This is a genomic window from Aurantimonas sp. E1-2-R+4 (assembly GCF_036549515.1).
Classification (GTDB): domain Bacteria; phylum Pseudomonadota; class Alphaproteobacteria; order Rhizobiales; family Rhizobiaceae; genus Aurantimonas; species Aurantimonas coralicida_A.
Window position 1 is genome coordinate 15,965 of the sequence record NZ_JAZHLK010000025.1, and the last position, 25,657, is coordinate 41,621.

The 25,657-nt window shown below is 62.3% G+C and carries 24 protein-coding genes and 4 pseudogenes; 18 read left to right on the forward strand and 10 right to left on the reverse strand.

Going from position 1 to position 25,657, the window contains the following annotated elements; genetic code table 11:
- Positions 1–2 precede the first annotated feature (2 nt).
- The 3 genes from VQ045_RS12620 to VQ045_RS12630 all read right to left on the reverse strand — a co-directional run bounded on the left by VQ045_RS12620 (position 3) and on the right by VQ045_RS12630 (position 3,588).
- On the reverse strand, positions 3–1,184 hold the full coding sequence (locus tag VQ045_RS12620) for a CaiB/BaiF CoA transferase family protein (protein ID WP_327624652.1): 1,182 nt from the start codon (positions 1,182–1,184) through the stop codon (positions 3–5).
- Complete coding sequence (locus VQ045_RS12625; protein WP_327624651.1) at positions 1,181–2,515, reverse strand: amidase; 1,335 nt, start codon at positions 2,513–2,515, stop codon at positions 1,181–1,183. Before VQ045_RS12625 ends, VQ045_RS12620 begins: the two co-directional genes overlap by 4 nt.
- Before the next feature lie 158 nt (positions 2,516–2,673).
- Entirely contained in the window at positions 2,674–3,588 is a 915-nt protein-coding gene (locus tag VQ045_RS12630; RefSeq protein ID WP_327624650.1) for a LysR family transcriptional regulator, read from the reverse strand.
- Between the two features lie 65 nt (positions 3,589–3,653).
- Between VQ045_RS12630 and VQ045_RS12635 the strand changes: the two are divergent.
- From VQ045_RS12635 to VQ045_RS12645, 3 genes and pseudogenes are all read left to right on the forward strand, one after another.
- A pseudogene (locus VQ045_RS12635) lies at positions 3,654–3,860 on the forward strand (hypothetical protein); the annotation flags it as partial.
- A gap of 236 nt (positions 3,861–4,096) precedes the next feature.
- Positions 4,097–4,867, forward strand: coding sequence for an endonuclease/exonuclease/phosphatase family protein (locus VQ045_RS12640; protein WP_331830351.1), 771 nt, complete (start codon positions 4,097–4,099; stop codon positions 4,865–4,867).
- Entirely contained in the window at positions 4,864–6,450 is a 1,587-nt protein-coding gene (locus VQ045_RS12645; RefSeq protein WP_327624648.1) for a phospholipase D family protein, read from the forward strand. Before VQ045_RS12640 ends, VQ045_RS12645 begins: the two co-directional genes overlap by 4 nt.
- Before the next feature lie 223 nt (positions 6,451–6,673).
- On the opposite strand, the gene VQ045_RS12650 is transcribed toward VQ045_RS12645, so the two are convergent.
- Genes VQ045_RS12650 through VQ045_RS12670 form a run of 5 tightly spaced genes read right to left on the reverse strand, consistent with a single transcriptional unit; the run spans position 6,674 to position 10,747 of the window.
- Positions 6,674–7,402, reverse strand: a complete 729-nt coding sequence (locus tag VQ045_RS12650) for an amino acid ABC transporter ATP-binding protein (RefSeq protein WP_327624647.1) — start codon at positions 7,400–7,402, stop codon at positions 6,674–6,676.
- On the reverse strand, positions 7,399–8,055 hold the full coding sequence (locus tag VQ045_RS12655; protein ID WP_327624646.1) for an amino acid ABC transporter permease: 657 nt from the start codon (positions 8,053–8,055) through the stop codon (positions 7,399–7,401). The genes VQ045_RS12650 and VQ045_RS12655 overlap by 4 nt, the downstream gene beginning before the upstream one ends.
- Positions 8,056–8,058: 3 nt before the next feature.
- Positions 8,059–8,775, reverse strand: a complete 717-nt coding sequence (locus VQ045_RS12660; RefSeq protein WP_331830352.1) for an amino acid ABC transporter permease — start codon at positions 8,773–8,775, stop codon at positions 8,059–8,061.
- Positions 8,776–8,824: 49 nt separating this feature from the next.
- Positions 8,825–9,688: an amino acid ABC transporter substrate-binding protein gene (locus VQ045_RS12665; RefSeq protein WP_327624644.1), complete on the reverse strand. Its 864-nt coding sequence runs from the start codon at positions 9,686–9,688 to the stop codon at positions 8,825–8,827.
- A gap of 18 nt (positions 9,689–9,706) precedes the next feature.
- On the reverse strand, positions 9,707–10,747 hold the full coding sequence (locus VQ045_RS12670) for a D-cysteine desulfhydrase (protein ID WP_331830370.1): 1,041 nt from the start codon (positions 10,745–10,747) through the stop codon (positions 9,707–9,709).
- A 152-nt stretch (positions 10,748–10,899) separates the two neighbouring features.
- On the opposite strand from VQ045_RS12670, the gene VQ045_RS12675 reads away from it, so the two are divergent.
- The 5 genes and pseudogenes from VQ045_RS12675 to VQ045_RS12690 all read left to right on the forward strand — a co-directional run.
- A complete protein-coding gene (locus VQ045_RS12675; protein ID WP_327624643.1) occupies positions 10,900–11,778 on the forward strand; it encodes a LysR family transcriptional regulator in 879 nt (292 codons plus the stop codon).
- Between the two features lie 546 nt (positions 11,779–12,324).
- On the forward strand, positions 12,325–12,618 hold the full coding sequence (locus VQ045_RS12680) for a helix-turn-helix domain-containing protein (RefSeq protein ID WP_331830353.1): 294 nt from the start codon (positions 12,325–12,327) through the stop codon (positions 12,616–12,618).
- 31 nt (positions 12,619–12,649) lie between these two features.
- Positions 12,650–12,760: pseudogene (locus VQ045_RS22010) on the forward strand (winged helix-turn-helix domain-containing protein); the annotation flags it as partial.
- A 1-nt stretch (position 12,761) separates the two neighbouring features.
- Positions 12,762–13,112 (forward strand): hemerythrin domain-containing protein, encoded by a 351-nt coding sequence (locus VQ045_RS12685; protein ID WP_331830371.1) that lies wholly within the window; start codon positions 12,762–12,764, stop codon positions 13,110–13,112.
- Between the two features lie 217 nt (positions 13,113–13,329).
- A pseudogene (locus tag VQ045_RS12690) lies at positions 13,330–13,596 on the forward strand (NADP-specific glutamate dehydrogenase); the annotation flags it as partial.
- Here VQ045_RS12690 and VQ045_RS12695 read toward each other — a convergent pair.
- Positions 13,579–13,771 (reverse strand): annotated as a pseudogene (locus VQ045_RS12695) (transposase); the annotation flags it as partial. The pseudogenes VQ045_RS12690 and VQ045_RS12695 sit on opposite strands and share 18 nt — an antisense overlap.
- A 405-nt stretch (positions 13,772–14,176) precedes the next feature.
- On the opposite strand from VQ045_RS12695, the gene VQ045_RS12700 reads away from it, so the two are divergent.
- The gene (locus VQ045_RS12700; protein WP_331830354.1) at positions 14,177–14,896 is read left to right on the forward strand and encodes a type 1 glutamine amidotransferase; all 720 of its coding nucleotides are present in this window, start codon (positions 14,177–14,179) and stop codon (positions 14,894–14,896) included.
- Here VQ045_RS12700 and VQ045_RS12705 read toward each other — a convergent pair.
- Positions 14,893–15,570: a FadR/GntR family transcriptional regulator gene (locus VQ045_RS12705; RefSeq protein ID WP_331830355.1), complete on the reverse strand. Its 678-nt coding sequence runs from the start codon at positions 15,568–15,570 to the stop codon at positions 14,893–14,895. The genes VQ045_RS12700 and VQ045_RS12705 overlap by 4 nt on opposite strands.
- A gap of 174 nt (positions 15,571–15,744) precedes the next feature.
- On the opposite strand from VQ045_RS12705, the gene VQ045_RS12710 reads away from it, so the two are divergent.
- The 9 genes from VQ045_RS12710 (at position 15,745) to VQ045_RS12750 (ending at position 25,595) form a co-directional block, all read left to right on the forward strand.
- On the forward strand, positions 15,745–17,088 hold the full coding sequence (locus tag VQ045_RS12710) for an NAD(P)/FAD-dependent oxidoreductase (RefSeq protein WP_331830356.1): 1,344 nt from the start codon (positions 15,745–15,747) through the stop codon (positions 17,086–17,088).
- Positions 17,089–17,167: 79 nt separating this feature from the next.
- A complete protein-coding gene (locus VQ045_RS12715) occupies positions 17,168–18,652 on the forward strand; it encodes a glutamine synthetase family protein (RefSeq protein ID WP_327622840.1) in 1,485 nt (494 codons plus the stop codon).
- Between the two features lie 69 nt (positions 18,653–18,721).
- On the forward strand, positions 18,722–19,660 hold the full coding sequence (locus VQ045_RS12720; RefSeq protein WP_327622669.1) for a glutamine amidotransferase: 939 nt from the start codon (positions 18,722–18,724) through the stop codon (positions 19,658–19,660).
- Positions 19,648–20,517: a GXGXG motif-containing protein gene (locus VQ045_RS12725; protein WP_331830357.1), complete on the forward strand. Its 870-nt coding sequence runs from the start codon at positions 19,648–19,650 to the stop codon at positions 20,515–20,517. The genes VQ045_RS12720 and VQ045_RS12725 overlap by 13 nt, the downstream gene beginning before the upstream one ends.
- A gap of 34 nt (positions 20,518–20,551) precedes the next feature.
- Positions 20,552–21,901, forward strand: a complete 1,350-nt coding sequence (locus VQ045_RS12730) for an FMN-binding glutamate synthase family protein (RefSeq protein ID WP_327622671.1) — start codon at positions 20,552–20,554, stop codon at positions 21,899–21,901.
- An 11-nt stretch (positions 21,902–21,912) separates the two neighbouring features.
- On the forward strand, positions 21,913–22,326 hold the full coding sequence (locus VQ045_RS12735) for a hypothetical protein (RefSeq protein ID WP_327648486.1): 414 nt from the start codon (positions 21,913–21,915) through the stop codon (positions 22,324–22,326).
- A gap of 4 nt (positions 22,327–22,330) precedes the next feature.
- On the forward strand, positions 22,331–23,209 hold the full coding sequence (locus VQ045_RS12740; RefSeq protein ID WP_331830358.1) for a carbon-nitrogen hydrolase family protein: 879 nt from the start codon (positions 22,331–22,333) through the stop codon (positions 23,207–23,209).
- A 101-nt stretch (positions 23,210–23,310) separates the two neighbouring features.
- Positions 23,311–24,933, forward strand: a complete 1,623-nt coding sequence (locus VQ045_RS12745) for an APC family permease (protein ID WP_327622674.1) — start codon at positions 23,311–23,313, stop codon at positions 24,931–24,933.
- Between the two features lie 170 nt (positions 24,934–25,103).
- The gene (locus VQ045_RS12750) at positions 25,104–25,595 is read left to right on the forward strand and encodes a hypothetical protein (protein WP_331830359.1); all 492 of its coding nucleotides are present in this window, start codon (positions 25,104–25,106) and stop codon (positions 25,593–25,595) included.
- Positions 25,596–25,657 lie beyond the last annotated feature (62 nt).

A 25,657-nucleotide genomic window follows, 5' to 3' on the forward strand; every position in this document is an offset into this window, starting at 1 on the left:
CGTCAGATCACCTCGTCATGTCGCAGCGCCGCGATCTCGCCGGCCGTCAGCCCTGCTTCGGCGAGGATCTCATCCGTGTGTTCGCCCGGGTCGGGGGCCGGCGCCCGGATGTCGGCGGGCGTCCGCGTCATGGTGATCGGCTGCCCGACGACCCGAATTGGGCCACGTGCGCCGTGCTCCATCGGCACTGCCATGCCGAGATGACGGACCTGCGGATCGTCGAAGACCGCGTCGATGCCATTGATCGGTCCGGCCGGCACGCCGTGCTCCTCCAGTCGCTCAAGCCATTCGGCGGAGGGCCGCTGCTTGAAGACGTCGCGCAACAGGGCCATCAGCGCGGGTCGGTTGGCGAACCGATCCGCTTGCGTGCGGTATTGCGCACCATCGGAGAGATCCGGCCGAGCGATCGCCTCGCAGAACGGCCGCCACTGCCCCTCGCCGCCGACGGCGATGTTGATGTAGCCATCGGCGGTTTCCACGACACCCATCGGCGTCGAATAGGGATGGTCGTTGCCGACCTGCCCCGAAACCTCGCCGTCGATCAGATAACGGGCGGCCTGGAAATCCATCATCGCGATCTGCGCTTCCAGCAGCGATGTGTGCAGCCATTGCCCTTCGCCGGATCGTTCCCGCTCGGTGACGGCGACGAGGATACCGCAGGCGGCGTAGATTCCCGCAGCCGAGTCGGCCACCGCAATGCCGGCCCGGACCGGACCTTGACCTGGCAGTCCCGTGACGCTCATCAAGCCGCCCATACCCTGGGCAATCTGATCGAATCCCGCGCGCATCCGATAAGGTCCGGACTGACCGAAACCGGAGATCGAGGCCAGGATGATCCGCGGGTTGACGGCCTTCAGCACCTCGTAGCCAATCCCGAGCCGGTCCTTCACATCAGGCCGAAAATTCTCCACGACGACATCGGCGTCCTTGACCAGCCGCATGAACAGATGGTGACCTTGCGGCTTCTTCAGGTTCAAGGTGAGCGAGCGCTTGCTGCGATGCAGGTTCAGCATGTCGTAGCCGTGCCGCGGCCCGCTCATGTTCTCGTTAGGATCGATGCCGACCGGAGCCTCGACCTTGACCACGTCCGCGCCAAAATCGGCAAGGATGCGGCAGCATGTGGGCCCGGCGCGAACGCGCGTCAGATCCAGAACACGCAAATGGGACAGGGCTCCGTCACTCATGCGACCGCTCTCTCCGCTTGTTCGATGATCGGCCCGGCGAAGCGCGGCATGCGGCCATGCCATGCGGAACCCGCCTGGAACGCCGCGCCGAGCGCGACGAGACGTCGATCGCTTCCCGGCCGGCCGACGATTTGCAAGCCGACCGGCATGTTCCGGTCGTCGAAGCCGGTCGGCAAGGCGAGAACCGGCAGGCCGAGATAGTTGGCGAACAGGGTCCAGGCACTCAGGGCGTAAAGGATGCGGGGGGTAAAGTCGTTCGAGGCCGGGTCGACCTCCGTGAGCGCCGGCGTGCGGATCGGCATGACCGGCAGCGCGAGGAAATCGCAGCGTCCGAAGACCGCCGTCAGAAATTCCTGGCGCGCGGCCTTCCGCCCGGCGAGATCCGAAGCGAGGGTCGCGTCATCGACGCTGAGCCCCATCTCGAGGCGACGGCGCAGCGACGGGTTGGCGGAAAGGGCGTCGAGTGAGGGGGCGAAATGGCGGGCCGCCTCCCCTTGCAGAACGCGCAGCGCCGCATCTCCGGCCCGTTTGATTTCGGGTTTCGCGTCGCGGTCTTGTAGCGAAAACCCAAGCCCGGAGAGATGTGCGATCCCGGCCTCGCAAGCAGATCTGACGGAGGGCTCGGCGAGCGCCATGATATCCACCGCAATCGCGATGCCCGGCTTCGCGCGCTCCGCTTCGATTTCGCCGGAAGGGGGCGCAAGATGCGTCGCGTCCATCGTCAGCAGAATATCGCGGGCGCTGCGGGCGATCAGGCCGATCGTATCGAGACTCGGCGCAAGGGTCGCCGCGCCGTTGCGCGGTATCGTATCGGGGCTCGGTTTCCACGCCGTCACGCCGCAGCAATGGGCCGGAATGCGCAACGACCCGCCGGTGTCCGATCCCAGAGCGATGAAAGCAGCCCCGCAGGCCACGGCGGCGGCCGAGCCCGACGACGACCCGCCGGGCGCCATCTCGGGGTTCCATGGATTGAGCGCGGTGCCCGCTCCCGAGGGCTCATAGGCGATCGACGTCAACCGGGTGAGCCCGATGCGATGCCCGCCCGCCCGATCGAGACGGCGAAGAATTTCCGCCGGATGCCGCGGGGGCGCGGACAAGGCCTTGTCCAGACCGAACAGAGGTGCCCGGCCCGGCAGATCGAACATGTCCTTGGCTGCGTAGGGCATTCCCTCCAGGATACCGTCCGAATTCGCGCTCTCGCCGCCTTCACGCTCGACAAACAGGTTGAATGCCTGGTCGAGATCGGCCGCGATCGCTTGGCGATGGGCGATTTGCCGCGCACGACCTTCCTTTTGAAGGCCTGTCCAGTCCGGGAGAGAGGAGTGTGACAAGCGTCAATGTCCCAATTTCGTCTGCATCACGTCCGAATGACTTTCTCAGCCTATGGGTAAAAAATGCTTCCGGGAATTAGAATTCCGTGGTGTCAGATTTCGAATATGGAGAATTCGCGTCTGGCATGGGGAGAACCAGCAATCCGGGAAACCGGGCTTCACGCCTCAGGCGCGGGCTGCACCTGTTCGCGCAGGAATGAAACTAGCCGATCGGCCGACGCGCTGAGATTGTCAGGCGATTGCACGCAGATGACGAATTTTCGCTCGGCCCACGGCTCGTCGAGAGCGACCAGCGTCAGACCCAAGGCCGCTGCCAGCGGACCAACGGCGCGGCGTGGAAGGATCCCGATCCCAAGGCCTTGGCCGATCATTTGGCACATGACCTCGAAACTTCGGACCTGCACCCGGATTCTTGGCCCTGGCTGATAGGCGCGCGACTTTTCCGCTAGCAACCGATGCACGGCGGTTCCCGGCTCGAGCGCGATGTGATCATCGTCGAAAAGCTCGCTGAATCGCAGGCGCTCCGCCCCAGCGAGGCGATGGTTTTTCGGAAGCGCCACGGCAAGCGAGTCGCTGGCATAGGCAAAGCTTGACAATCCGCCCATCTCGCTGCCGGCCACAACCACTCCGATATCGGCTTGGCGGCGATGCAGGGCTTCGAGAGTGTCGGCGCTTGGCCGCTCTTCCAGATCGAGCTTGATGCGCGGATATTCGCGTCCGAATTGGGACAGATGAGCGGCAAGACACTCCACCAGGACCGAACTCGAGGCATAGACCCGGATATGGCCACTGGCTCCCGATCGATGATCATCCAGCGCGGCGTCGAGTTGCCGGCCAAGATGCATGACGTCGCGCGCATAACGCAGCATGAGCAGGCCGGCTGTGGTCGGCTCAACGCCATGCGGTTTGCGAATTAGCAGCGGCAGCCCGGCCTCGCTTTCGAGGAGAGCGACGCGTCGGCTCACCGCCGAGGTGGCGACGTTCATTTGCTCGGCGGCGCGGGTGATGCTGTGCGCCTCGCAGATCCGGATGAAAAGCGCGAGGGAGAAAAGATCGTGACGCCATGTTTCCATCAGCGATGAAGGCTCGCGCGCCGCCATCCTGTCAACGGATCATGGGCCCCGCCGACCGCGAGCGCGAAGGCGGGTCGCAACGCGCCCCGATAGCCCACGCGGTCATCGGCGGCCTGATTTCCTCGACCCTGCTGACGCTCGTCGTGGTGCCAGTGATCCTGACCTATCTCGATCAGCTGGGCCGTTTCGTCTCGCGGTTTACCCCGGATGCGCCGGATGCGCACCACGTCGCAGCCCAAGACGACAAGCCTGCGGGGCAGCCGGCCGAATAGGACGCAAGTGTCGACAGGAAGATCCCTGGCGACGGCTCGAGCCAAGCAACCATCAAGCAGTGACCACATGAGCAAGATATCTCACGGGCTGGCACGGCGGCATGGACGTCAGTGAGGTCCAACGACTCTTTCATGCGATGGCGACCGATTCAGGGATTTCGTCGGTTGCCCTGGTTTTGCCTTGCCTCGTTCTACATGTCTGGAGGCCGGCGGGGACGCAATGCGACGAGGTTACGATGCGGATCAGGGTTGCCAGCTATAACATCCGCAAGGCGATCGGTCGCGATGCACGACGGGACCCGGAACGTATCCTCGATCTGGTCGCGTCGTTGGACGCTGACATCGTCGCGTTGCAGGAAGCCGATTATCGTTTCAACCAGCGACGGGCGATTTTCGACGCGGCCAAGATTCACGAACGCACCGGCCTTCGGCTCGCCGCGCTTGACCACGATGAGCCAGGCCTCGGCTGGCATGGCAATGTCGTGCTGGTTGGCGACCGCATCGACGTGCGGCAGACACGTTGTCTCGAGCTGCCCGGCCTGGAGCCGAGAGGAGCGGTCCTTGCTGATTTGACCGCCGGAGAGTTTCCCCTGCGGATGATTGCCACACATTTGGGCCTGCTCGCCCGATACCGCTATCGGCAGTCGCGGGCGCTGCTCGCCGCAGTTGAACTGGACGCGAAACGCGCGGCGATTATCGTGGGTGACTTCAATGGGTGGGGGCGCACTCCCAACAGCCTGAGCCTGTTCGAGAAAGAGATGTCGTTGACTCCCACCGGGCCCAGCTATCCGTCCCGGCGGCCCTTGACCCCGCTCGACCGCATCTACCACAATGATCGTCTCGCTCTCACCGATTGCGCCGTCATCGCCGACCGGCTCGCCCGGATCGCTTCCGACCACCTGCCTATTTGGGCGGAGTTCGAGATCAGCGGTGACCGGAACCCTCTCTCCACAGGTCAGACGGCTCTCGGGCCCGAGATGTCTGGGATCGGGGACGAAGCGACATGACGCAATGGCTTCTGGCGATCCTCGGCGTCCTGTTCGGACTCGGCGGTCTCGTCCTGCTGGGCGAACGGCGCTATCGCCACATTCGGCGCGACATCCTGAATCGCGAAGGGGCATGCGCCGTCCCTGCACGCCCGTCAGCGCTGCGGGACCTGGTCAAGACGCTCACTCCAGACAACGCGCGCGACACGGGTCACAGCGGACACGACCTTCTCCCGGACGGACCCAAGGCCCTCGCCGCGCGGCTTGCGCTCATTGAAGCTGCGGCCGACACGATCGATCTTCAATACTACACCTGGCACAGCGACCTGGCCGGACATCTGATGGCGCGTCACGTGATCGAAGCCGCCGGGCGCGGCGTTCGCGTGCGCGTCCTGCTCGACGACCTCCATGCAAGCGGCACACGCACCCTGGTCAAGACGCTGGCAGCGCATCCGCAGGTGACAGTGCGCATCTACAACGCCTCACTGACACGTCGCGCCTACTTCCTGCACTGGTTCTTTGCCTTCGCACGTCTCAACAGGCGCATGCATAACAAGGCTCTTGTCGTCGACGACGTCGTCGCGATCACGGGCGGACGCAACATCGGCAATGCGTATTTCGGTTTGGCGGAGACCATGAACTTCCGCGACTGCGACGTGCTGATAGCCGGTCCGTCCGCAGCCGCCATGGGGGCGTCGGTACAACAATACTGGGACAGCGAACTGGCCATGCCGTCCTCTGCATTCGGTGTGGAGGAACGGGCCGGATCGGCCGTGATCGAACGGCACCTGAAGATGCTTGACGAGGCGATCGGCGCCGAACGCCTGGGAAACGCCGGAGAGACGGATCCTGGCGCCGTCGCCCGGGTCGCCGATCTTCCCTCGGTCCGGGCGTTGCTGGCCGATCTCGTCTGGTGCCCGTCAAGCATTGTGGACGACCATCCGGGAATTACCGGCCCCGACCATCGCAAGGTCGCAAGGCGTATCGCCGATCTGACTGCCGCGGCCGAACAAACGCTCGACATCGAATCCGGCTACCTTATTCCGGGTCGAAATGGCGTGCGCCGTTTCGCGGCGCTCGTGGATCGCGGCGTCAAGGTGCGAGTCACGACCAATTCCTTCGCCACCAACGACGTCCTCGCCGCACAGGCAGGCTACGCCAAATACAGACCTGCCTTGCTCGATGCCGGTGTCGCGATCCACGAACTCAAGCTCAACGCACCGGTGCGCCGGGTAGCCTCGCTGCTGCACGGCTCCATCACCGGCAGTCACAGACATGATGACGTCGCAGCCAGTTTGCACTCCAAGGTCATGGTGATTGACGATCGTCTCTCCGTGATCGGTTCGTTCAACCTCGACCCGCGCTCCGCGTTAGACAATAGCGAAGTCGTTCTATTGATACACGGGTCGGGTTTCGCCGAACGCACCGCCGCATTTCTGGAGGACGGACGATCACCGAGCGTTGCCTACCGTGTCACGCGCGAAGGACGGCGGCTCTTCTGGCACGATGGCCGCACAAATCGCAGCCAAGAACCCGGGATCACACGTCCGGCGGCCGTCCTGGCTGCCGTGATACGATACATGCCGATCGAGCGACTGCTGTAACCACGCCCAAGACTCATCTTCAATTGTCATTTTGAGCTTGAACCGATCCGATGATGTTCTCGGCGAACGGCAGTTCCTTGAGGCCTCTGCGCTCTTCGCGCAAGCCCGGGCCGAGGCATTTGAGGCAGCCGTTTAAGACGCATGTCGGAGGGCGCTATGCAGAAAAGCTCGCGTCGGCGTGTGGGTATGAGCTGGAGGCAGAAGCTCCAACGCCCGGAGGTCATCAGTGGTTGAGGATCTTCGACAGGAACTCCTGCGCCCGCTCACTTTCGGGATTGCCGAAGAACTCTTCGGTGGGTCGGTCCTCGACGATCCTACCCTCATCCATGAAGACCACCCGATCCGCGACCTTGCGGGCAAAGCCCATCTCGTGCGTGACGACGATCATCGTCATGCCGTCGCGCGCAAGTTCGACCATCACATCAAGCACTTCGTTGATCATCTCTGGATCGAGCGCCGAGGTCGGCTCGTCGAACAGCATGGCGATCGGGTCCATCGCGAGCGCCCGCGAGATCGCGACCCTCTGCTGCTGACCGCCGGACAGTGCGCCGGGATGTTTGTCGATGTGTTCGGCCAGCCCCACTCTTTCGAGCAGACTTTCCGCCTTGGCCACGGCCTCGGCCCGGCTGCGTCCCAGCACCTTCTCCTGTGCGAGACAGAGGTTTTCCCGTACGGTCATGTGCGGGTACAGCTCGAAATGTTGGAACACCATCCCGATTCGCGCGCGCAGTTGGGTCAGGTTGGTCCTGCGTTCGGTGACCTCGATACCGTCCACCGTGATCGAGCCCTTCTGTACCGGCTCGAGGCCGTTGACGCATTTGATCAACGTCGACTTGCCCGAACCCGAGGGACCGCAGACCACCACCACCTCGCCCCGAGCCACCTGGGTGGTGCAGTCGGCAAGCACTTGGAAGTCACCGTACCACTTGGAGACGTTTTGAAGGTCGATCATGCGGGCTTTGCCTTTTGTAGCCGGCGGACGAAGAGCGATCCGGCGAGACAGATGGCGAAATAGACCAGGGCAGCGAAAATATACATTTCCGCCAGCCGGCCCTCGGTCCGCGCGATGATCGACGAGACCGTCATGAAATCACGCAAGGAGACGACAAAGACGAGGCTGGTATCCTGGAACAGGATGATGCCTTGCGTCACCAGGATGGGGATCATGTTCCGAAATGCCTGCGGCAGCACGACGTAGCGCTGGATCTGCCAATAGGACAAACCGGTCGCCTGACCGGCCTGGACCTGCCCCTTGCGGATCGACTGGATGCCGGCGCGGATGATCTCGGAATAGTACGCCGCTTCGAACATAACGAAGGCGATCAGCGCCGATTGGAAGCCACCGACCGGACGCCCCAAGGCCAGCGGTACCAGGAAATAGAACCAGAAGATCACGAGGATGAGCGGGACGGACCGGATCAGGTTCACGTAGCCCGCCGCGAAAAGCGCCAGCGGCAGTATGCCGGATAGTCGCATCAGCGCCAGAACCGTTCCCAGGACGATGCCGCCAATGATCGCGAGACCGGTCAGCAGCAGCGAAAGCTGCAGCCCCTGCCAAAGGAACGGCAGGTTGTCCGTGATGACGCTGATGTCGAAATCGCCCATCGCTCACGCCCCCCCGACATAGCCGGGAATGCGCGTATGCTTCTCGATGGCCTGCGCGGCAACCGTGGCCAGAAGCGCGATGCAGACGTAGATGACCGTCGCGGCGGTGAAGGCTTCAAACCCCTGGAACGTGTACTCGGCAATCTGCTGGCTTTGCGCGGTGAGCTCCAGAAGCCCGATCGTCAGCGCAAGCGACGAATTCTTGAAAATCGTCAGAAATTCCGACGTAAGGGGCGGCACGATCAGCCTGAAGGCGATGGGTAGAAGGACATAACGATAGGTCTGCGCGACGGAAAGACCGTTGGCGTAAGCCGCGCTGGTCAGCCCGCTACCGACCGACTGGACGCCGGCGCGTACCTGCTCGGCCACGCGGCTCGCGGTATAAAGGCCGAGCGCGACGACCGCCGTCACGTATTCCGGGTTCGGCATATCCCGTTTCATCCAGCGGCCGACATCTTCGGGCACGATCTCGGGCACGACGAAGTACCACAGGAACATCTGCACGAGCAGCGGTATGTTGCGGAAAAGTTCCACGTAGACCGTGCAGATCAGCGCAATCGGGCGGGAGGGCAGCGTCCGCCCGACGCCCACGGTGACGCCCACGACGAGCGCGATGGCCCAAGCCGCGAGCGCCACAGCGAATGTCCATTGGACGCCCGAAATGAGCCATTCCAGATAGGGTTCCTCGAACAGGACGCCCCAATTCCAGTTGTAGTTCATCTTCGGGTCGTCCCGCTGGTAATAGACACGGTGGCGCCGCTACTGCTGCTTACTCAGGCAGCGCCTGTATCTGGAACGCCGCCTTCAACAGGTCGGTCTGCTCCACGCCCATCGGCCCGAACCACTTTTCGTAGATGGCATCGATTTCGCCGGACCGGAACAACTCGGCGAGGGCTTTCTTGCCGGCGAGTTCGAAGGCGCTGTCGTTGCGCGGCACCATAATCGCGTATGGATCGAAGGAGAGGAAGTCGCCGACCACCGCGAAATCATCGGGGTTCTTCGCCTTCGAGATGAGCCCGAAAAGCAGGATGTGGTCGGTCGAATAAGCGTCCACCCGGTCGGTTTCCAGCGCCAGCATCCCCTCGGCGTGGTCGCGCACGGGAAGAATCTTGACATCGAGCCCTTTCTCCTCCACCGCGGCCTTGACGGCGCGTTCGTTCGTCGTGCCTTGGGCGAGCGCAATGGCCTTGCCATCCAGGTCATCAACCGACTGGATGCCTGAATCCCTGCGCGTCAGAATTTTGGTCCCGGTGATGAAGGTGGTCGGCAGATACTCCACCTGCTCCTGACGGGTGAGGTTGTTCGTGGTCGAGCCGCATTCGAGGTCGATGGTGCCATTGGCCATGAGCGCGATGCGGGTTTTCGGATTAACCGGGACATAGCGGACCTCGATGTCCTTGCCGACGGTCTCCTCGACGGCCTCGACGACCTTCATGCACAGATCGATGGAGTACCCCACCGGCTGCTGGTTCTCGTCCAGATAGGCGAACGGCACAGAGCTCTCCCGGTGCCCGATCACGATCTCGCCCGCCTCGGCGATCTTGGCGAGCTTTCCGGTCAGTTCCTGCGCCGCTGCGGGCAGGGCCGTGCCTGCGGCGAGCACCGCAGCGAGAACGACGGAGGTATATCTCATAGTGAACTTCCTTGCTGTTCAGGATTGAGGATCGTCGAGGTCGAATGTCTCCGGGTAGCCGAACAGGGCGGCACTGCCCCCGGTGTGCAGGAAGACGACGTTGCGCGCGCCATCGAATCGCCCCTTGCCGACGAGGTCGATGAGCCCGTCGAGCCCCTTGCCGGAATAGACCGGATCGAAGAGCAGGCCCTCAAGCCGAGCGAGGAGTTTGACCGCCTCGCGCATCCCGTCCGTGGGTAGACCGTATCCGGGTCCCACATAGTCGCAGTTTGCGCGCACGCGCTCACGCTCGATCGCGAAGCCCGCGCCGAGGTGTTCCATGGTCCGGCAGGCAAGGTCGTAGACCATGCCTTCCTGCTTTTCCCGCGGCGCGCGCACGCCGATGCCCAGGAGATCGACGTCCGATTCCAAGGCCGCGAGGCCGGCGACAAGTCCCGCCTGCGTGCCCGAACTCCCGGTTGCGTGGACGATCGCGTCGATCGCGAATCCGATCTGATCCGCTTGGCGCATCAATTCTTCGGCGGCGGCCACATAACCCAACGCGCCCACGGGGTTCGATCCGCCGCCGGGAATGACGTAGGGCCTGCGCCCCTCAGCCCTGAGCTCGTCCGCCAGCGCCTCCATTGCCGCCGCCATATCGGCGCCCCCAGGACGCATTGCCACGCTGGCTCCGTGGAGCCGATCAAGCAGGACGTTGCCGTTCGTATTGTACTGACGGTCGTTCGAGCCGGTCCGATCCTCAAGCAGGATGTGGCACGCAAGGCCGAGCTTTGCCGCCGCGGCTGCGGTCTGACGCGCATGATTCGACTGCGTGGCCCCCTGCGTGATGACGCAGTCCGCCTGTTTCTCCAGCGCGTCGGCCATGAGGAACTCAAGCTTGCGCGTCTTGTTGCCACCCGTGGAGAGGCCGGTACAGTCGTCTCGCTTCACCCAAATACGTGGCCCCCCTAAATGTTCGCTCAGGCGGTCCATCGGCTCCAGCGGCGTCGGCAGATGTCCAAGAGCAAGCCTCGGAAAGGTCTGCAACGTCCGGGCCAACACATCGCAGCGCCGCCTCATCGTGCCGTGGGCCGCGCTCGGTGTCTCGCTCGCCATCATGGGAAGTCGCCCCTCGGGATTATTCGATCTCCGCGAATCGATAGCCGCGAGTGCACCGGATTGATAATGCCGATATTCTTGCCTACTCATACCGGACGTATGGGTGGGGCCGCATGGATCTGAAGCTTCTCGAAGACGCGCTGGCCTTGCTCGAGGAAAAAACCCTCAGTCGTGCTGCCGCGCGGCGTAATGTCACTCAGCCGGCCTTTTCCCGCCGTATCCGGGCATTGGAGGATTGGGCCGGCGTCCCTCTTCTCGAACGCAGGGCAAACAGCGTCGTTCTCCGTGCCAGCCTGACGGAGAACGAAGCAGAGATCCGCACGCTTCTCAAACGATTGTCGCGTCTGCGCGGCCAAATCATCGCACAGGGCGGGCGGCCGCAAACTGTGGTCCTCGCAACCCAACATGCGCTCGCGACGGATGTGTTTGCCTCGCTGCTCGATCGCTTCCAGGACAGCAGTCCCGACCTCGCCTTGCGCCTGCGGACGATGAACCGCGAGGATTGCATCTCGCTTTTCCTGCACGGTGAAGCCGATCTCCTCCTGTGCTACGAAGCGCGGGATTTTCCGCCCCTGCCCTTCGACGCATCGATCGAACGCCGGATTTGGATGCGCGATACGCTGATCCCGGTCGTCGGCGGTTCGCTACGTTATCGGATCGACGGGGATGGTGGCACGGGGAAGGCACTGCCACTCGTCGGCTATCCGCAAAGTAGCCACTTCGGTCGTCTGATAGAACGGACCGGTCTCAACGAACCCTTTGTCCAGGAAGGGGGTTGGGTACGGGTCGAGTCGGCTTTTACGTTGGGCGTTCTCGAGCTCATCCGCAGCGGTGTCGGACTGGGGTGGATTCCGCAATCGATGTGCCGGCGGGATCTGGCCGCCGGAAACCTGGTGAGCCTTGCCGGGCGCCACGGCTCGATCCCCCTCGACATTTCGCTGTTCGCGCCTAACGACAACCAGCCCGCCCTCGACCTTGTCGACGACATCTAGAATAACCCCGCGGCGGCTCTTGATCAGAGACGCCAACGTGGCGCGGTCGTGGCCCTCTTCAAACCCCTGTCGATACACGCTTTTCCCACCTGATCCCGGCCAATCCCGGATAATCCCGCCAATGTGTATGTGATCTTGCGCGTTACATCTGGACCAGGTTTCTGTACCAGGGTCTACGGCTACCGATGGCGATGGCGATGGCTGAAATACTCTATCCGCGTCAATGATTTATGCGGATTGTGGCGGAGAGGGGGGACTCTGCGACCAGAAGATTGAAACGCCTACATAGCGGGGGTTTCCGCTAAGCGCCAATTCGACCTGTGTACCACCGGTGTGGCCCACAGATCCAGCTGCAAGAACTTATAGAAGCAAAGTTTCTGATCCCAGTTGGGATCGCTACTGCGAAATCCACCCGCACTCAGGCTTGAAGTCCGATCCCCTCGAGAGTTCATCCGCCTCATACCAGCTCTCGGATTTTATGACTCGTAGGGGATTCTCGGCGCGGAACTGATGTGATTCATTGGGGCGAACAGGAGGATGTCCGCCATGGCCACGCCGGTTCCGCTTCGCTCTGACTTCGATACGAACACACTTCGTCAGGCTGCTCGGCGTTCTCGGGACGCATCTCAGACCCGCCGGCTTTTGGCACTGGCGACGATCTACGAGGGCGGCACGCGTAGCGATGCGGCCAAGGTCGGAGACGTGACGCGCCAGATCGTGCGGGACTGGGTCGTGCGTTTCAACGCCGAGGGCCTGGACGGTCTCCTGGACCGCAAGTCGCCCGGCGCGCCCTCGGCGGCTAGGGCCGGACGAGCGGCAGGCTCTGGCGGGCAAGCTTGAGGCGGGCCCGATCCCGGCCGTCGACGGGGTGGTGCGCTGGCGGCTCGTAGATCTGGCGCAATGGGTGTTCGAGGAGTTCCGCATCCCCATAAGCGTGCAAACGCTGAGCCGCGAACTGCGGGCCATGGGCTACCGCAAACTCTCTGCCCGCCCACCCGAACGCGCCGGAAGGGCTGGCCAACGCCTTGCAACAGATCATGGGCGAATTGGAGGTGCACATGAAGAAGGAAGAATTGATCCTGTTTCCAGCCATGCGTAGGCAGGCCACGGGGCAATTGGATGCGCCGATCACCGAAATGCGCCACGATCACGATGCTCACGGCGCCTTTCTGAAGCGGGTGGCGCGGATAACCGACGACTATACCTTGCCGGGCGGTGCCTGCCGGTCGTGGCAGGCGCTTTACGCCGGAGCGGAGCAGTTCAAGGATGATCTGATGGAACATATCCACCTTGAGAACAACGTGCTGTTCCCGCGATTCGAGGCGAGCGCATGACATCGTAGCTCGCCTTGTGTCGTCCTCCGACTGACAGCAACCACGGCAATTTCCACATCCGAGCGGCGAGCCGCGGCCGAACCATCCTCATGGAAGCTGGTGGGCCGTAAACGGAACCGTGTCGACACGGGATCCGGACGGAAAACACGCCTGCAATACTCTCATCAGCTCCATAAGGAGTTCGAAACGTTGACCGTCCATTCCCGAAAGACCGTGCATGAACGCGATTGATGAAAAGCTGCAACCGATCCTGAGCACGGTCCTGCACCGCAACGCCGGTGAACAGGAGTTCCATCGGGCCGTCTACGAAGTGTTGGACAGTCTCGGCCCCGTCATCTCGAAACATCCCGAATATGCTGACGAGGCGCGGATCGAACGGATTTGTGAACCCGAGCGCCAGATCATCTTCCGAGTGCCGTGGATCGACGACCGAGGCGAGGTGCAGATCAATCGCGGGTTCCGGGTGCAGTTCACGGTCGCGATACCCATTACGATAGGTCCGCCGGCCATCGGACCGCTCGTGCCGTCCGGCGCCGATCTGGCCCTCGACATCGTGTACCATCAAAAAGCTGGAGGACGGCTTCGCTCACGGCGCGCAGAAAATCTCCCTCGTCATTCTTCCGAAGAAGCTCGATCAGCGGCATGGTCGTCGCGGTCATCGGGGTCTCCGTGTCGGCCAGGTTGACGTCCGCAACTCCACCGTATCCAACCACATCGAGGGCCACCTCCTTAGTCTAACACCCAATCTGGGCGAGGAATTTCCACCACTTCCGGACGCTACCGGCAGCCTCGCGAGCACGTCGTTCCACCTTGGTTCGCAGGGATTATTGTCCCAGTGAAAGGGAAGACATCACGGACGCCCTCGGGCACGCGCTGGACATACCGCCAAACGCCATTGCGTTTGGTGAGATGCTGCAAGATCGCCACTTCAACCGCCATGTTGCACATGATGTTATGCAGGTGACCCGACAAGCAAGCCGGTTTGGCGGGTGGTAAGTGATTGTTTTTCGGGAAGACCAGAACTCGGCAGGAGCCGAATGGTACGCCCAAAGGGAGGGAACCCGATGAGAGTACTGGTGCTGCAGCATGAGCGCATGGAACATCCCGGTGCCTTTCGCGCCTTTCTGGAAGAGGACGGGCACCAATGGCGCGCCATCCAGCTTCAGGAAGGGGACGATCCGCCGCCGTTCGACGAATTCGACGCGCTCTGGGTCATGGGCGGCGTGATGAATGTCTGGGAAGAGGACACTCACCCTTGGCTCCGCGCGGAAAAGGCCCTGATACGCGAGGCGGTCGAAGGCCACGGCATGCCGTTCCTGGGCATCTGTCTCGGCCATCAACTCCTGGCGGAAGCGCTTGGCGGCGCCTGTGGCCCCGCCGAGACGGCGGAAGTCGGCATCGGCGAAGTGCAGTTGACTGAAGGCGGCGCCACGGGGATTTTCTTCGATGGCGTTCCCGAACGGTTCCAGGCTCTTCAGTGGCATGGTGCCGAGGTGAAGCAAATTCCCCCCGGCGCCAAATGCCTCGCCACTTCGCCGGCCTGCGCGGTGCAGGCCATGCAGTGGGGGCCGCGGGCTTATTCCCTCCAGTTTCATGCGGAAGCGGAGCCGGAAACGGCTCGAAACTGGTCCGCGGTGCCAGCCTATGAAAGCCAACTCGAGGCGGCGCTCGGGCCGGGCGGCGCCGCCCGGCTGATAGCGGACTGCGATGCGGAAATGGCGGCGTTCAATCAGATCGCCGAGCGGCTCTACATCAACTGGCTGCAAACCGCGGCGAACGCCTAAGTCGCGGCGGCACGGGTGAGCGAGAGCCGCGCTGTTTCGAGATGTTGCTTCATTAAGGTCGCCGCCCGCTCCGGCTCGCGCGAACGAATTGCATCGACGATCTGGCGGTGCTGAACGTTGTATTGCGCGATCGTGCTTTCATCGAGTGTGAGTTGACGCATCTGCAGCCACTGCTCCTGATTTCGCACGGAGTTGATCTGACCGACGATCCAGATCAACAGGGAATTGCCCGTAATATGCGCCAGGCGGACATGAAAATCCCGGTCCGCGGCCGAGAAGGCGACGGGGTCGGAGACGCGGGCTTCCATCTTGGAGAGAAGCTCTTCCATCTCTTCCAGATCCTGCATTCGGGCATGCAGGACCGCGAGGCGGCAGATATGCGGCTCCAGCGCGAAACGCGCATCGATCAATTCGAGCGGCCGCGCGTTCTCGACCACCGGATTGGCTTCCTCCTTCGCCTCGAATGCCACATATGTTCCGCTTCCGGGGCGTACCTCGACCAGCCCCTCCTCTGCCAGACGATTGAGGGCTTCGCGCACCGTTCCGCGGGCGACCCCGAAGGTTTCGGCCATTGTCCGCTCAGGCGGCAACCGATCCTTCGGCGCGCGGCTTCCGTTCTGAATCTCGCGCCGCAGCAAGGCGGCGACTTCGGCTGAGCCAATTTGATTTGCCATGATCAGGACGACTCCAAATCTTCTTTTTGTGGTCCAAATTTATGCCAAAATCTGGATATTGGCAAATTATTTTAACAATCGGATCAAAATGGGTTGCCTTTCGGATCAAACTCACTGAAACTCCGACGTCAGTTAAGTAGCGCTCAATCACTTGATGCCGACTGGAGCTGGATCGTGGCATTTCCCGAATATGCGGAATTCGTCGTTGTTGGCGCCGGCATTCACGGCTTGGCCACCGCCTGGCGGCTGGCCGAGCGCCTGACCGAAAGGAACGAAACGGTCGAAGGCCGCATCATCGTTCTGGACAAGTCAGGGATCGCGGCGGGCGCTTCGGGCATTGCCTGCGGCGTGGTGCGAAACAATTACTTCCAGCCTGCCATGCGCAATCTGATGGCCCATTCGGTGGGCGTCTGGGAAAGCGATCCGGAGGCATTCAGCTACCATCCCGTCGGTTACATGCAGATTTCCTGTGAGGCGATGCGCGACGATGTGGCGCAGATTTTCGCGGAGCAGCAGGCGATCGGCTATGAGAGCGTCTTCATCGAAGGTGCCAACGCCGCCACGAGCTACATGCGCGGCCTGTTCGACGACTGGCAGGCCCAGGCGATCACCTCCGTCCTGCATGAAAAGCGCGGCGGCTACGCCAACAACACGACATCGATCTACGGCCTGGCAAAGAAGGCCGAGGATCTGGGCGTCCGGATTATCACCGGCGTCGAGGTCAAGGGCTTCGTCAGCGACAATGGTTCGAAGGCGGTCCGTGCGGTGGAAACGGACAAGGGTCTCATCCGCTGCGACCGCGTCATCATCGGGGCGGGCCCCTGGGTGCGAAACTTCTGGGACATGCTTGGTCTGCCGAAGCAGATAACCGTCAAGGATCTGAAGGGGAACGTCCGCGAAGGCATCGACATGTGGCGGTTCTGGCAACTCGAGGAAGGGCTGCTTCGGGTCGACCCGGGGATGCTGTTGACCGATGACGGCAAGATGCCGCCAGTGATCCATGTCGACACGGACGCACCGCTGATCTCGGACGTGGACGGCTCCACGATCACCGACAAGATGTGGGGCATCTACTACAAGCCGGACTGGCATTTCGGCGGCGTGCAGGGCGGCGCGGCGCCCTACAAGGTGGATACTCCCGTCGACGAGGTACAGATCGACCCCTATGGGCCGGACAGTCCCGAATTCGTCTCCGGACCGGCGTTCGCGCATATGTGGGTCTCCGCCCTCGCCCATTGCCACAAACGCTTCGAAGGCATGATGCCCAAATATCATCGGGAGCCATCCGGCGGGATCGGATGCTTCACCCCGGACTCCTTTCCGGTCTTCGACCACTTCAACGAAAACGCGACCGTCATCGCGGACAGCAACCACGGCTACAAGATGCTCGGTGTTGGACGACTGATCGCCGACGAGGTGATGGGCGAGGAGCAGGAACTGCTGAAGCCGTTCCGCTTCGACCGCTTCGAAAAAGGCGAGCTGCACCCCACTTCTCACAGCCCCTTCCCCTGGAGTTGATCGGGACGCGAACAGAAGCACACAAAGGCGGGCCTCTTTGAACGTTCCGCTGAAAACAGGGAGCGCGAACGTGAACAAAATGGACGCAAAGTTCGGCAAGACGGACATGGAGCGCATCGTCGAGGCCGATGGTCGCGACGCGCTCGTCAAGGAAGTCCGCAAGAAGATCGACGATCTGGGAATTGAGTATCTCTATCTTCAGTTCGTCTCGATTACCGGGCGGATTTGCGGCAAGGGTATCCCGGCGGACCACTGGGAAAGCATATCGGGGAAGGGCTTTCAGCTCGTCTACGGCGCCACCGTCAATCTCTTCCTCAACCGGCACGGCGAATATATGGGCTACGGCCCCGAAGCGGCCGAGCTTGTCGGTATTCCAGAGCCCGAAACATTTTGCCAACTGCCGTGGGACAAACGGGTAGCGCGCGTATGGTGCACGCTGTTCCGCAACCGCGAGGAACGGGAAAACCCCGGCGCGTTCCTCACCTCGGATTGCCGCGGCAATCTTCGCCGAATCCATCAGGAATTCGAGAACAAGCACGGGTTGCACCTGCGCGCTGGAACCGAACCGGAGATGATGTGGCTGAAGAAGGACGAGAACGGCAAGCCCGCCGGCGGCTTCTCCAACCCCTATTGCTATCACATCGACCAGTTCGAAAGCCTGCGTCCGGTCTATATGAAGGTGATCGAATACAGCCGTGCGATGGGCCTCGACATCATCCAGGGCGACCATGAGGATGCGCCGGGTCAACTGGAGCTGAACTTCGCCTTCGACGACTGCCTCAGGAACGCCGACCGGCTGACCACCTATCGGCAGATCTGCGCCCAGGTCGCGCGCGAATTCAACCTGATCGCCTGCTTCATGGCCAAGCCGTTCATGGGCGTCTCGGCCAATGGCTGCCACCACAACATTTCGCTCTGGCGCGGCGGCGAGGACGAGCATCCAAAGCTCGGACAGAAAAAACGGGCCGCGATGGATGCGGTTTTCGCCTACCAGAAGGGCGGGGACAACACGTTCATGCCGGAGGGCGACGACCCGCAGATGCCGGGCGTGGTCGGCCAGCACGCGGTTGGCGGCATCGTCAAGCATCTCGACGCGCTGACCGCGATCGGTTGCTCGACCGTCAATTCCTACCGGCGCCTGTGGGACACCGGTTTCTGGGCCCCGATCTTCAAGGACTGGGGATACCAGAACCGCACCACCGGCCTGCGCATCTCGGCGCCAGGACGTTTCGAATTCCGCTCGGTCGACTCGATGGTCAATCCCTACCTGATGGCCGCCGGGATCCTGATGGCAGTGGACGACGGGCTGACCAACAAGATCGACTGCGGCAAGCCGGAAGAGCGCAACATCTACGCCGCGATGGAGGCGGGCAAGCAGGTTCAGAAACTGCCGATGTCGCTTGGCGACGCGCTCGCGGCGCTGGCCGAGGACGACGTGATCAAGTCGGCCATGCCCGGCGAGATGTACCGCCTCTACGACGAATACAAGCGGGACGAGTGGGAACGCTTCATGCACACCACCACGGACTGGGACGCTGACACCTATCTCGATTATCTGCCGTGAGACGGGCGGCGAGACAAGTCGGCATGGGGCTGCGAACGCCTCGAAATATTTGCGGGAGGAACAGTTAGCATGTGCGGAATTGCTGGCCTCATTTATCGAGGCAAGAACTCCAATGTTGGCGCCGAGATGACCTCGATGCTGCAGGCCCTGAAGCATCGGGGGCCGGATTCAACCGGTTTTGCCGTCTATGGCGAGCCCAATCCGGGCGACTACATCCTGCGCTTCAAGCTCGCCGAAAAAGAAGAGATCGACGCCGTCGGTTATCGTATTGGCGCCAAACTCGCGGAGCGGCTGGAGGAAATCGAGAGCCGGCTTGCCGAGCACGACGTGGAGGTGAAGGATCGCAAGAAGGCGACCGAGTACGCCTATCGTTTCGTCATCAGTCATGACGGCGATACCGAAGAGCTCGCCCGCTACATCGAGGATGTCGAGGGCGTGGAAATTCTCAGCCTCGGCAATTCGCTGGAGCTGATCAAGGATTTGGGCGACGCCACCGACGTTTCCAACCAGTACCAGCTCGGCGGGTTCACCGGCACGCACGGCATCGGCCATACGCGGATGGCCACGGAGTCGGACGTCGATATCCGCTCGGCCCATCCCTACTGGGCCTTCCCCTACAACGACGTTGCCGTCGTCCATAACGGCCAGATCACCAACTACTGGATCATGCGCCGCCAGATGGAACGCAAAGGCCACCGCTTCACCTCCGACTGCGACAGCGAATTGCTGGCGGTCTACACCGCCCACAACCTGGCGAACGGCGTCGAACTCGAGGAAAGCCTCCGCCGGTCGATCGGAGAGATCGACGGTGTCTTCACCTACCTGGTGGCGACAAAAAACCAGCTGGGCATGGCCAAGGACACGATGGCTGCCAAGCCGCTCGTTCTCTACGAGAGCGACGATCTGATCGCCATGGCGTCGGAGGAGGTCGCCATACGCGCGATCCTTCCCCAGGAAATCGACACCTACGACCCCTACGATGAGGAGGTACGGGTATGGCAAGCATGATGGATGCCGAACTCAAGGAAATGACCCAAGAGGAGCGGGCAACCGCGCTCGGGATGACGACCGAGCAGCTCAACGGTCGCACCATGCTGATCGAGTTCAACGAGGACGAGGCCGAGCGCTTCACCTACCCGTGGGCTCCTGACGTGGATTTCAACAAGCGGACCGAGTTGGACACTGACAATTTGACCGCCACGCAGGTCAACACCCGGATCCGCGAGTTGATGAGCGAGGGTTACGGCAGCATCGTTATCCAGAACCCGCGCGGCAAGCACGCTCTGGGCGTCGGTATCCTCAACAAGCTCAACCTGATCGTCGACGGTTCGCTCGGTTATTTCGGGGTCGGCCTGATCGACGGGCCGACCGTGAGGATCAATGGCCGGGTCGGCTGGTCCTGCGGCGAGAACATGATGTCCGGCATCATAGTGATCGAGAAGAACGCCGGCTCGACCTTCGGCGCGGCGATCCGCGGCGGCGATCTGGTCTGCAAGGGCTCCGTCGGCTCGCGGACGGGCATCGACATGAAGGGCGGCACGATCATCGTTGGAGGCGATACCGGGGCATTTTCCGGCTTCATGATGCAGCGCGGCCGAATGGTGGTCTGCGGCAACGCCGGCAAGAATCTCGGCGACTCCATGTATGACGGCACGATCTATGTGGGCGGCAAGATTCAATCGCTCGGCGTCGACGCGGTGCCGGCGGCGCTGACCGACCTCGATAAGGCCTGGCTGACCCGAAAGCTCACCCAGTACGAGTTGATGCCCGAGAAGGGCGTCGACCACTTCACCAAAATCGTCGCGGGTAAGCAGCTCTGGAATTACGACAATCTGGAGCCCGCCGAGAAAAAACTCATCCTCTAACAGGGGAAGGATTACCGAAATGGACGATGGGCGCATGCCGAAGAAAACTCCGGTGGACCGTGACGTGTATCGGTTGGGAAAGTCATTCGTTTTCCCGCCGCACGTGATCGACGATATCCATATCAAGTCCGAGCTTGGCCGGTATCGGATGCGGGGATTCTCGCTATTCAAGAAAATCCCGCATTGGGACGACCTGACCTTCCTGCCCGGCACGCTGACGCGTTTCGTCATCGAGGGTTATCGCGAAAAATGCGAAACCAGAACGGTGATCGGCCCGCGCGCCAAGCGCCCGATCGATCTGGACATTCCGATCTATATAACCGGCATGAGCTTCGGCGCGCTCAGCTATGAGGCCAAGACCGCCCTCGCCCGCGGCGCGACGATGGCGGGAACCGCCACCTGTTCGGGCGAAGGGGGAATGATCCCGGACGAGCGACGCTATTCGTCCAAGTGGTTCTACCAGTGCATTCAATCCCGCTACGGCTTCAATCCGCACCATCTGGTGCTGGCCGACGGCTGCGAGTTCTTCATCGGCCAGGGCTGCAAGGTCGGCCTCGGCGGACACCTGATGGGCCAGAAGGTGACCGATCAGGTGGCGGAGATGCGATCGCTTCCCGCCGGCATCGACCAGCGCTCGCCGGCCCGGCATCCGGACTGGCTGGGACCGGACGACCTCGCGCTCAAGATCAACGAAATCCGCGAGGCGACCGACTGGCAGATTCCGATCCAGCTCAAGCTCGGCGCCGCGCGGGTCTATGACGACGTGCGCATGGCGGTGAAGTGCGATCCGGACTCCATCTACATCGACGGAATGGAGGGCAGTACCGGCGCCGGACCGCATCTGGCGACGGAGGAGACTGGCGTGCCCGGCATCGCCGCGATCCGTCAGGCGCGCCGGGCCATCGATGACCTGGGCAAGCGGGGCGAGATCACCTTGATCTATGCCGGCGGCATCCGAAACGGGGCAGACGTGGCGAAGGCCATCGCGCTCGGCGCCGACGCCATCGCGATCGGCCATTCCGCGATGATGGCCCTGAATTGCAACAAGGACATCCCCGAGGCGAATTATCAGGAGGAGATCGGCGTTGAACCGGGCTCCTGCTACCATTGCCACACCGGTCGCTGTCCGGTTGGCGTCGCGACACAGGATCCGCTCCTGCGCGCGCGGCTCGACCCGGACGAGGCGGCGGAGCGCGTTTATAACTTCCTGCACACGCTGACCATCGAGGCCCAGCTGTTTGCCCGTGCCTGTGGCAAGACCAACGTCCACAGCCTCGAGCCGGAGGATCTAGCCGCGCTCACGATGGAAGCATCCGCCATGGCGGGCGTGCCGCTCGCCGGCACGAATTACACCCCTGGCGTCGAAGATTATCACCATCTCTGAGGAGAGATCGAATGGCCGGAACACAATACCGCGGCTCCGAAATCAAGGATGTCGATCAATTCCTTAAGGATTCCGCAGGTCTGGAAACCGATCGTGAAAAGGAAATCGGACAGCACATCGGCTACCGATACGATGTCAATCTGGTTCCCGATTACAATCACATCACCCCTTTCTTACAAAAATACATGGAGGTGATGGGATGGGATGACCTCAACTGGCTCGAGGACATCCACATGGGCTACGAGGAAGGAAAGCCCGCCGTTTTCGACCGTAACATCAACGGTTGGGTGAGAGTGCCCGACTCCATCGAGCTGCCGAATAACCAGCAGGACCGGGACATGATCGCGCGGGAACTTCTCATCAAGTTCCAGATGTCGGATCGGCACCCGCTGGCAACGCTTCGGCAAGCGTATACCAAGTTCTGATGCAATGGCACGGTCGCTGAACCTCGCCTGCCTCCAGACCCGGCCGAGACCGGATTTTTCGTCCGCGCTGTCGGAGGCACTGACGTTGGCGGATGCCGCGGTCAGCGCTGGTGCGCAGATGCTCCTCCTGCCGGAATACTGCGGCGGCCTGCGCACCGAAGGCCGTTTTCTCGCGCCGCCCGCCGAGCCGGAGGTGGACCACCCCGTCCTGCAGGAACTGAAGGTCTTTGCGCGGGCGCGGAAGGTCTGGATCATGGTCGGATCGGTGGCCGTATCCGATGCCGCCGGCAAGTTCCTCAACCGAAGTCTCATGATCGACGACACCGGCACGATCAAAAGCCGTTACGACAAGATCCATCTCTTCGATGTCCAGCTTTCGGAAACCGAGGCCTATCGGGAGAGTGAACGTATTTCCCCCGGTAACGAAGCGGTCCTGACCGAAACGCCTTATGGGATGATCGGCCACACGATCTGCTACGATCTGCGCTTCCCGACCCTCTTCCGCGATCTCGCGCGGGCCGGGGCAGAAATCATCGTGGTCCCGGCCGCCTTCACCAAACGCACGGGCGAAGCGCATTGGCATGTGCTCAACCGGGCCAGAGCGATCGAGAACGGTGTCTTCATCGTCGCCCCTTGCGCGATCGGCCCGGTCGAGGGCGGTGGCGAAAGCTACGGACACTCGCTGGTCGTCGATCCATGGGGCGAAGTCGTCGCGGATGGAGGCGACATTCCCGGCGTCGTGCACGCGACCATAGACCTCGATCAGGTCGCCGCCACGCGCGGCCGGATTCCCAGCCTTTCCCATGACAGATCGTACAGGCCGGCCGCGAGCCCTGGCGGTACGGAAGAGGTGACCGACGAACCCCTAAAGAAGCGGAGATAACGCCACGGGAGGTCGGTCACGGAGGACGAGCGCGTCGGTATCACCGGGTCAGAGATCCGGGGAGGAAACCGGCGCACCTGCATAGATAAGGGAGGGGAACCATGTCTTCGGATCAATCAGTAGCGTTGAGTGCTCCAACAGTTGACGAGCAAGGCCTTCACCGCAGTATCGGCTGGAAGGACGCGTTCTGGCTCGCCAGCGGTGTTCCGGCTCTGCTGCTGTTCTCGATCGGCGGAATCGCGGCCACGATCGGCAATCCGTCATGGGTCGTCTGGATCCTGTCGGTCACGTTCGGCTTCATCCAGGCCTTTATCTACGCCGAGATCGCCGGCCTGTTTCCAAGCAAGAGCGGCGGCGCATCGGTCTATGGCGCGGCCGCCTGGGTCCGTTACGGCAAGGTGATCGCTCCGCTCTCGGTCTGGTGCAACTGGCTAGCCTGGACACCGGTGCTGGCTATCGGCGGCGGGCTCGCCGCAGGTTATATCCTGACCGTTTTCTTCGAGGCGGACTCCGCGATCCGCAGCTGGGAAATCACCCTTTTGAACCTCGACTCGCTGAAGCAGGGCCTCAGTCTCAGAATCGACGCGACCTTTGTCATCGGCGCGGCCATCTTGCTGGTTGTCTTCGGCATTCAGCACGGCGGCGTCTTGCGGGCCGCCCGCTTCCAGATGGTGGTTGGATTGGCGGTGGTGATCCCGTTGCTGATCGTGGGGATCGTGCCGCTGCTGACGGGGGACGTGCTGAGCGAAAACCTTCTGCCGCTCAAGCCCCTCGCCTTCGATGACGCCGGCAATGTCGTTGCCGGTACATGGAATATCCCGGGCTGGACGTTGTTTCTGGGTGGGCTGTTCATCGCGGCCTGGTCGGCCTACGCCTTCGAGACGGCGATCTGTTATACGTCCGAGTTCAAGAATCCGGGGACCGACACCAGCAAGGCGATCCTCTCCGCCGGCATTTTGTGCCTCGTCATCTTCTCGCTGGTCCCGCTGACTTTCCAGGGGGTGCTCGGCGTCGAGGGCATGTTGCAGGACGGTATCGTCGATGGCTCCGCCGTCGCGGGCGCAATGGCCGGGATGGTCGGCGGCGGCTCGTTCGTCTACTCGCTGATGGTCATCATGCTCATCCTCGCCCTCTTGCTGGCGGTGATGACCTCCATGGCGGGATCCTCACGGACGCTCTACCAGGGTTCGGTGGATGGGTGGCTGCCGCGCTATCTCAGCCGTGTGAACACCCACGGCGCCCCGACCCGGGCAATGTGGACGGATTTCTGCTTCAACCTCATACTGTTGTTGATGTCGGATTATCTGTTCGTGCTGGCCGTATCTAACTGCTGCTATCTGATCTTCAACTTCCTCAACCTGAACGCAGGGTGGATCCACCGGATCGACAACGCCGAAACACCGCGGCCATGGCGCTGCCCGACGCCGATCATGGCGATCGGCGTGGCGCTCAGCTTCGTGAACGCACTGCTTCTCGGCGCGGGCGCGAATGTCTGGGGCGAAGGTACGCTGATGGCTGGCATCATCGCGGCCGCGCTGATCCTGCCGGTGTTCGCTTACCGCCACTACATCCAGGACGGCGGCAAATTCCCGGCGCGGATGCTGGAGGATCTGCACATCGACTCACGCGATCTTTCGATCCGTCGGGCCGGAATGAAGCCCTACCTCGCCCTGGCGGCCGGAGTCGTCATCGTGATCGTCGCCAATCAGATCTTCCAGCTATAGCGACCATCCCTTCCCCGAAACGGTTCGGGGAAGGGATACAAACGGGACAGTCTTGAAACGCGGGAGAAAAAGACGTGAACAGACCGCTACACGACGACGGGATCGAGGCCGCGCCGAACCCCCTTCAGCACGCGTTCTTGCGTTGGCAGTGCCGCGTCCGACAGCTCGCAATGCGCAACAATGCCGGCCGTCCGGACGCCGCGATCACTCCCTCGGTGAGGCTGGAGGGCGAGCATGAAAAACTCGGGCACATCATCACGGTGCTGTCCAAGGCACCGGCCTATTCCAAGACCTCCGAACTGCTGCACATGGCCAGGAAGACGAACGACCCCGCGGAGCAGCGCGAACAGGCGCTGCGCTTTTTTTCTGCCGTCTATTACCAGAAGTCGCGGGAGTTCTGCGACATCCTGACCGCGACCTTCCCGCCGAACTCACCCGGCGCGGCGGCGCTCCGAGCGGGCGGACGCTGCACATTGACCTTCGAGGCCTACGCGCAACGCTACGACCTCCTGTGCAAAGTCCTGCCGCTTGGTCGGCGAAATCCGCTCTACGAGGCCACCTGGTGGCATAACAAGCTGTTCAACCCGAGCCTTCATCCAGAGACCGAGATCCTCGGCTTCGTGCCGGACTGGTCGGCCAGCAGCGCCGACCCGATGCCCTGACGAAAGACGCTTCGGAATCCGGCCCGCGATCGGTGACGCTGGACGCTGCGAATGCCGTCCCT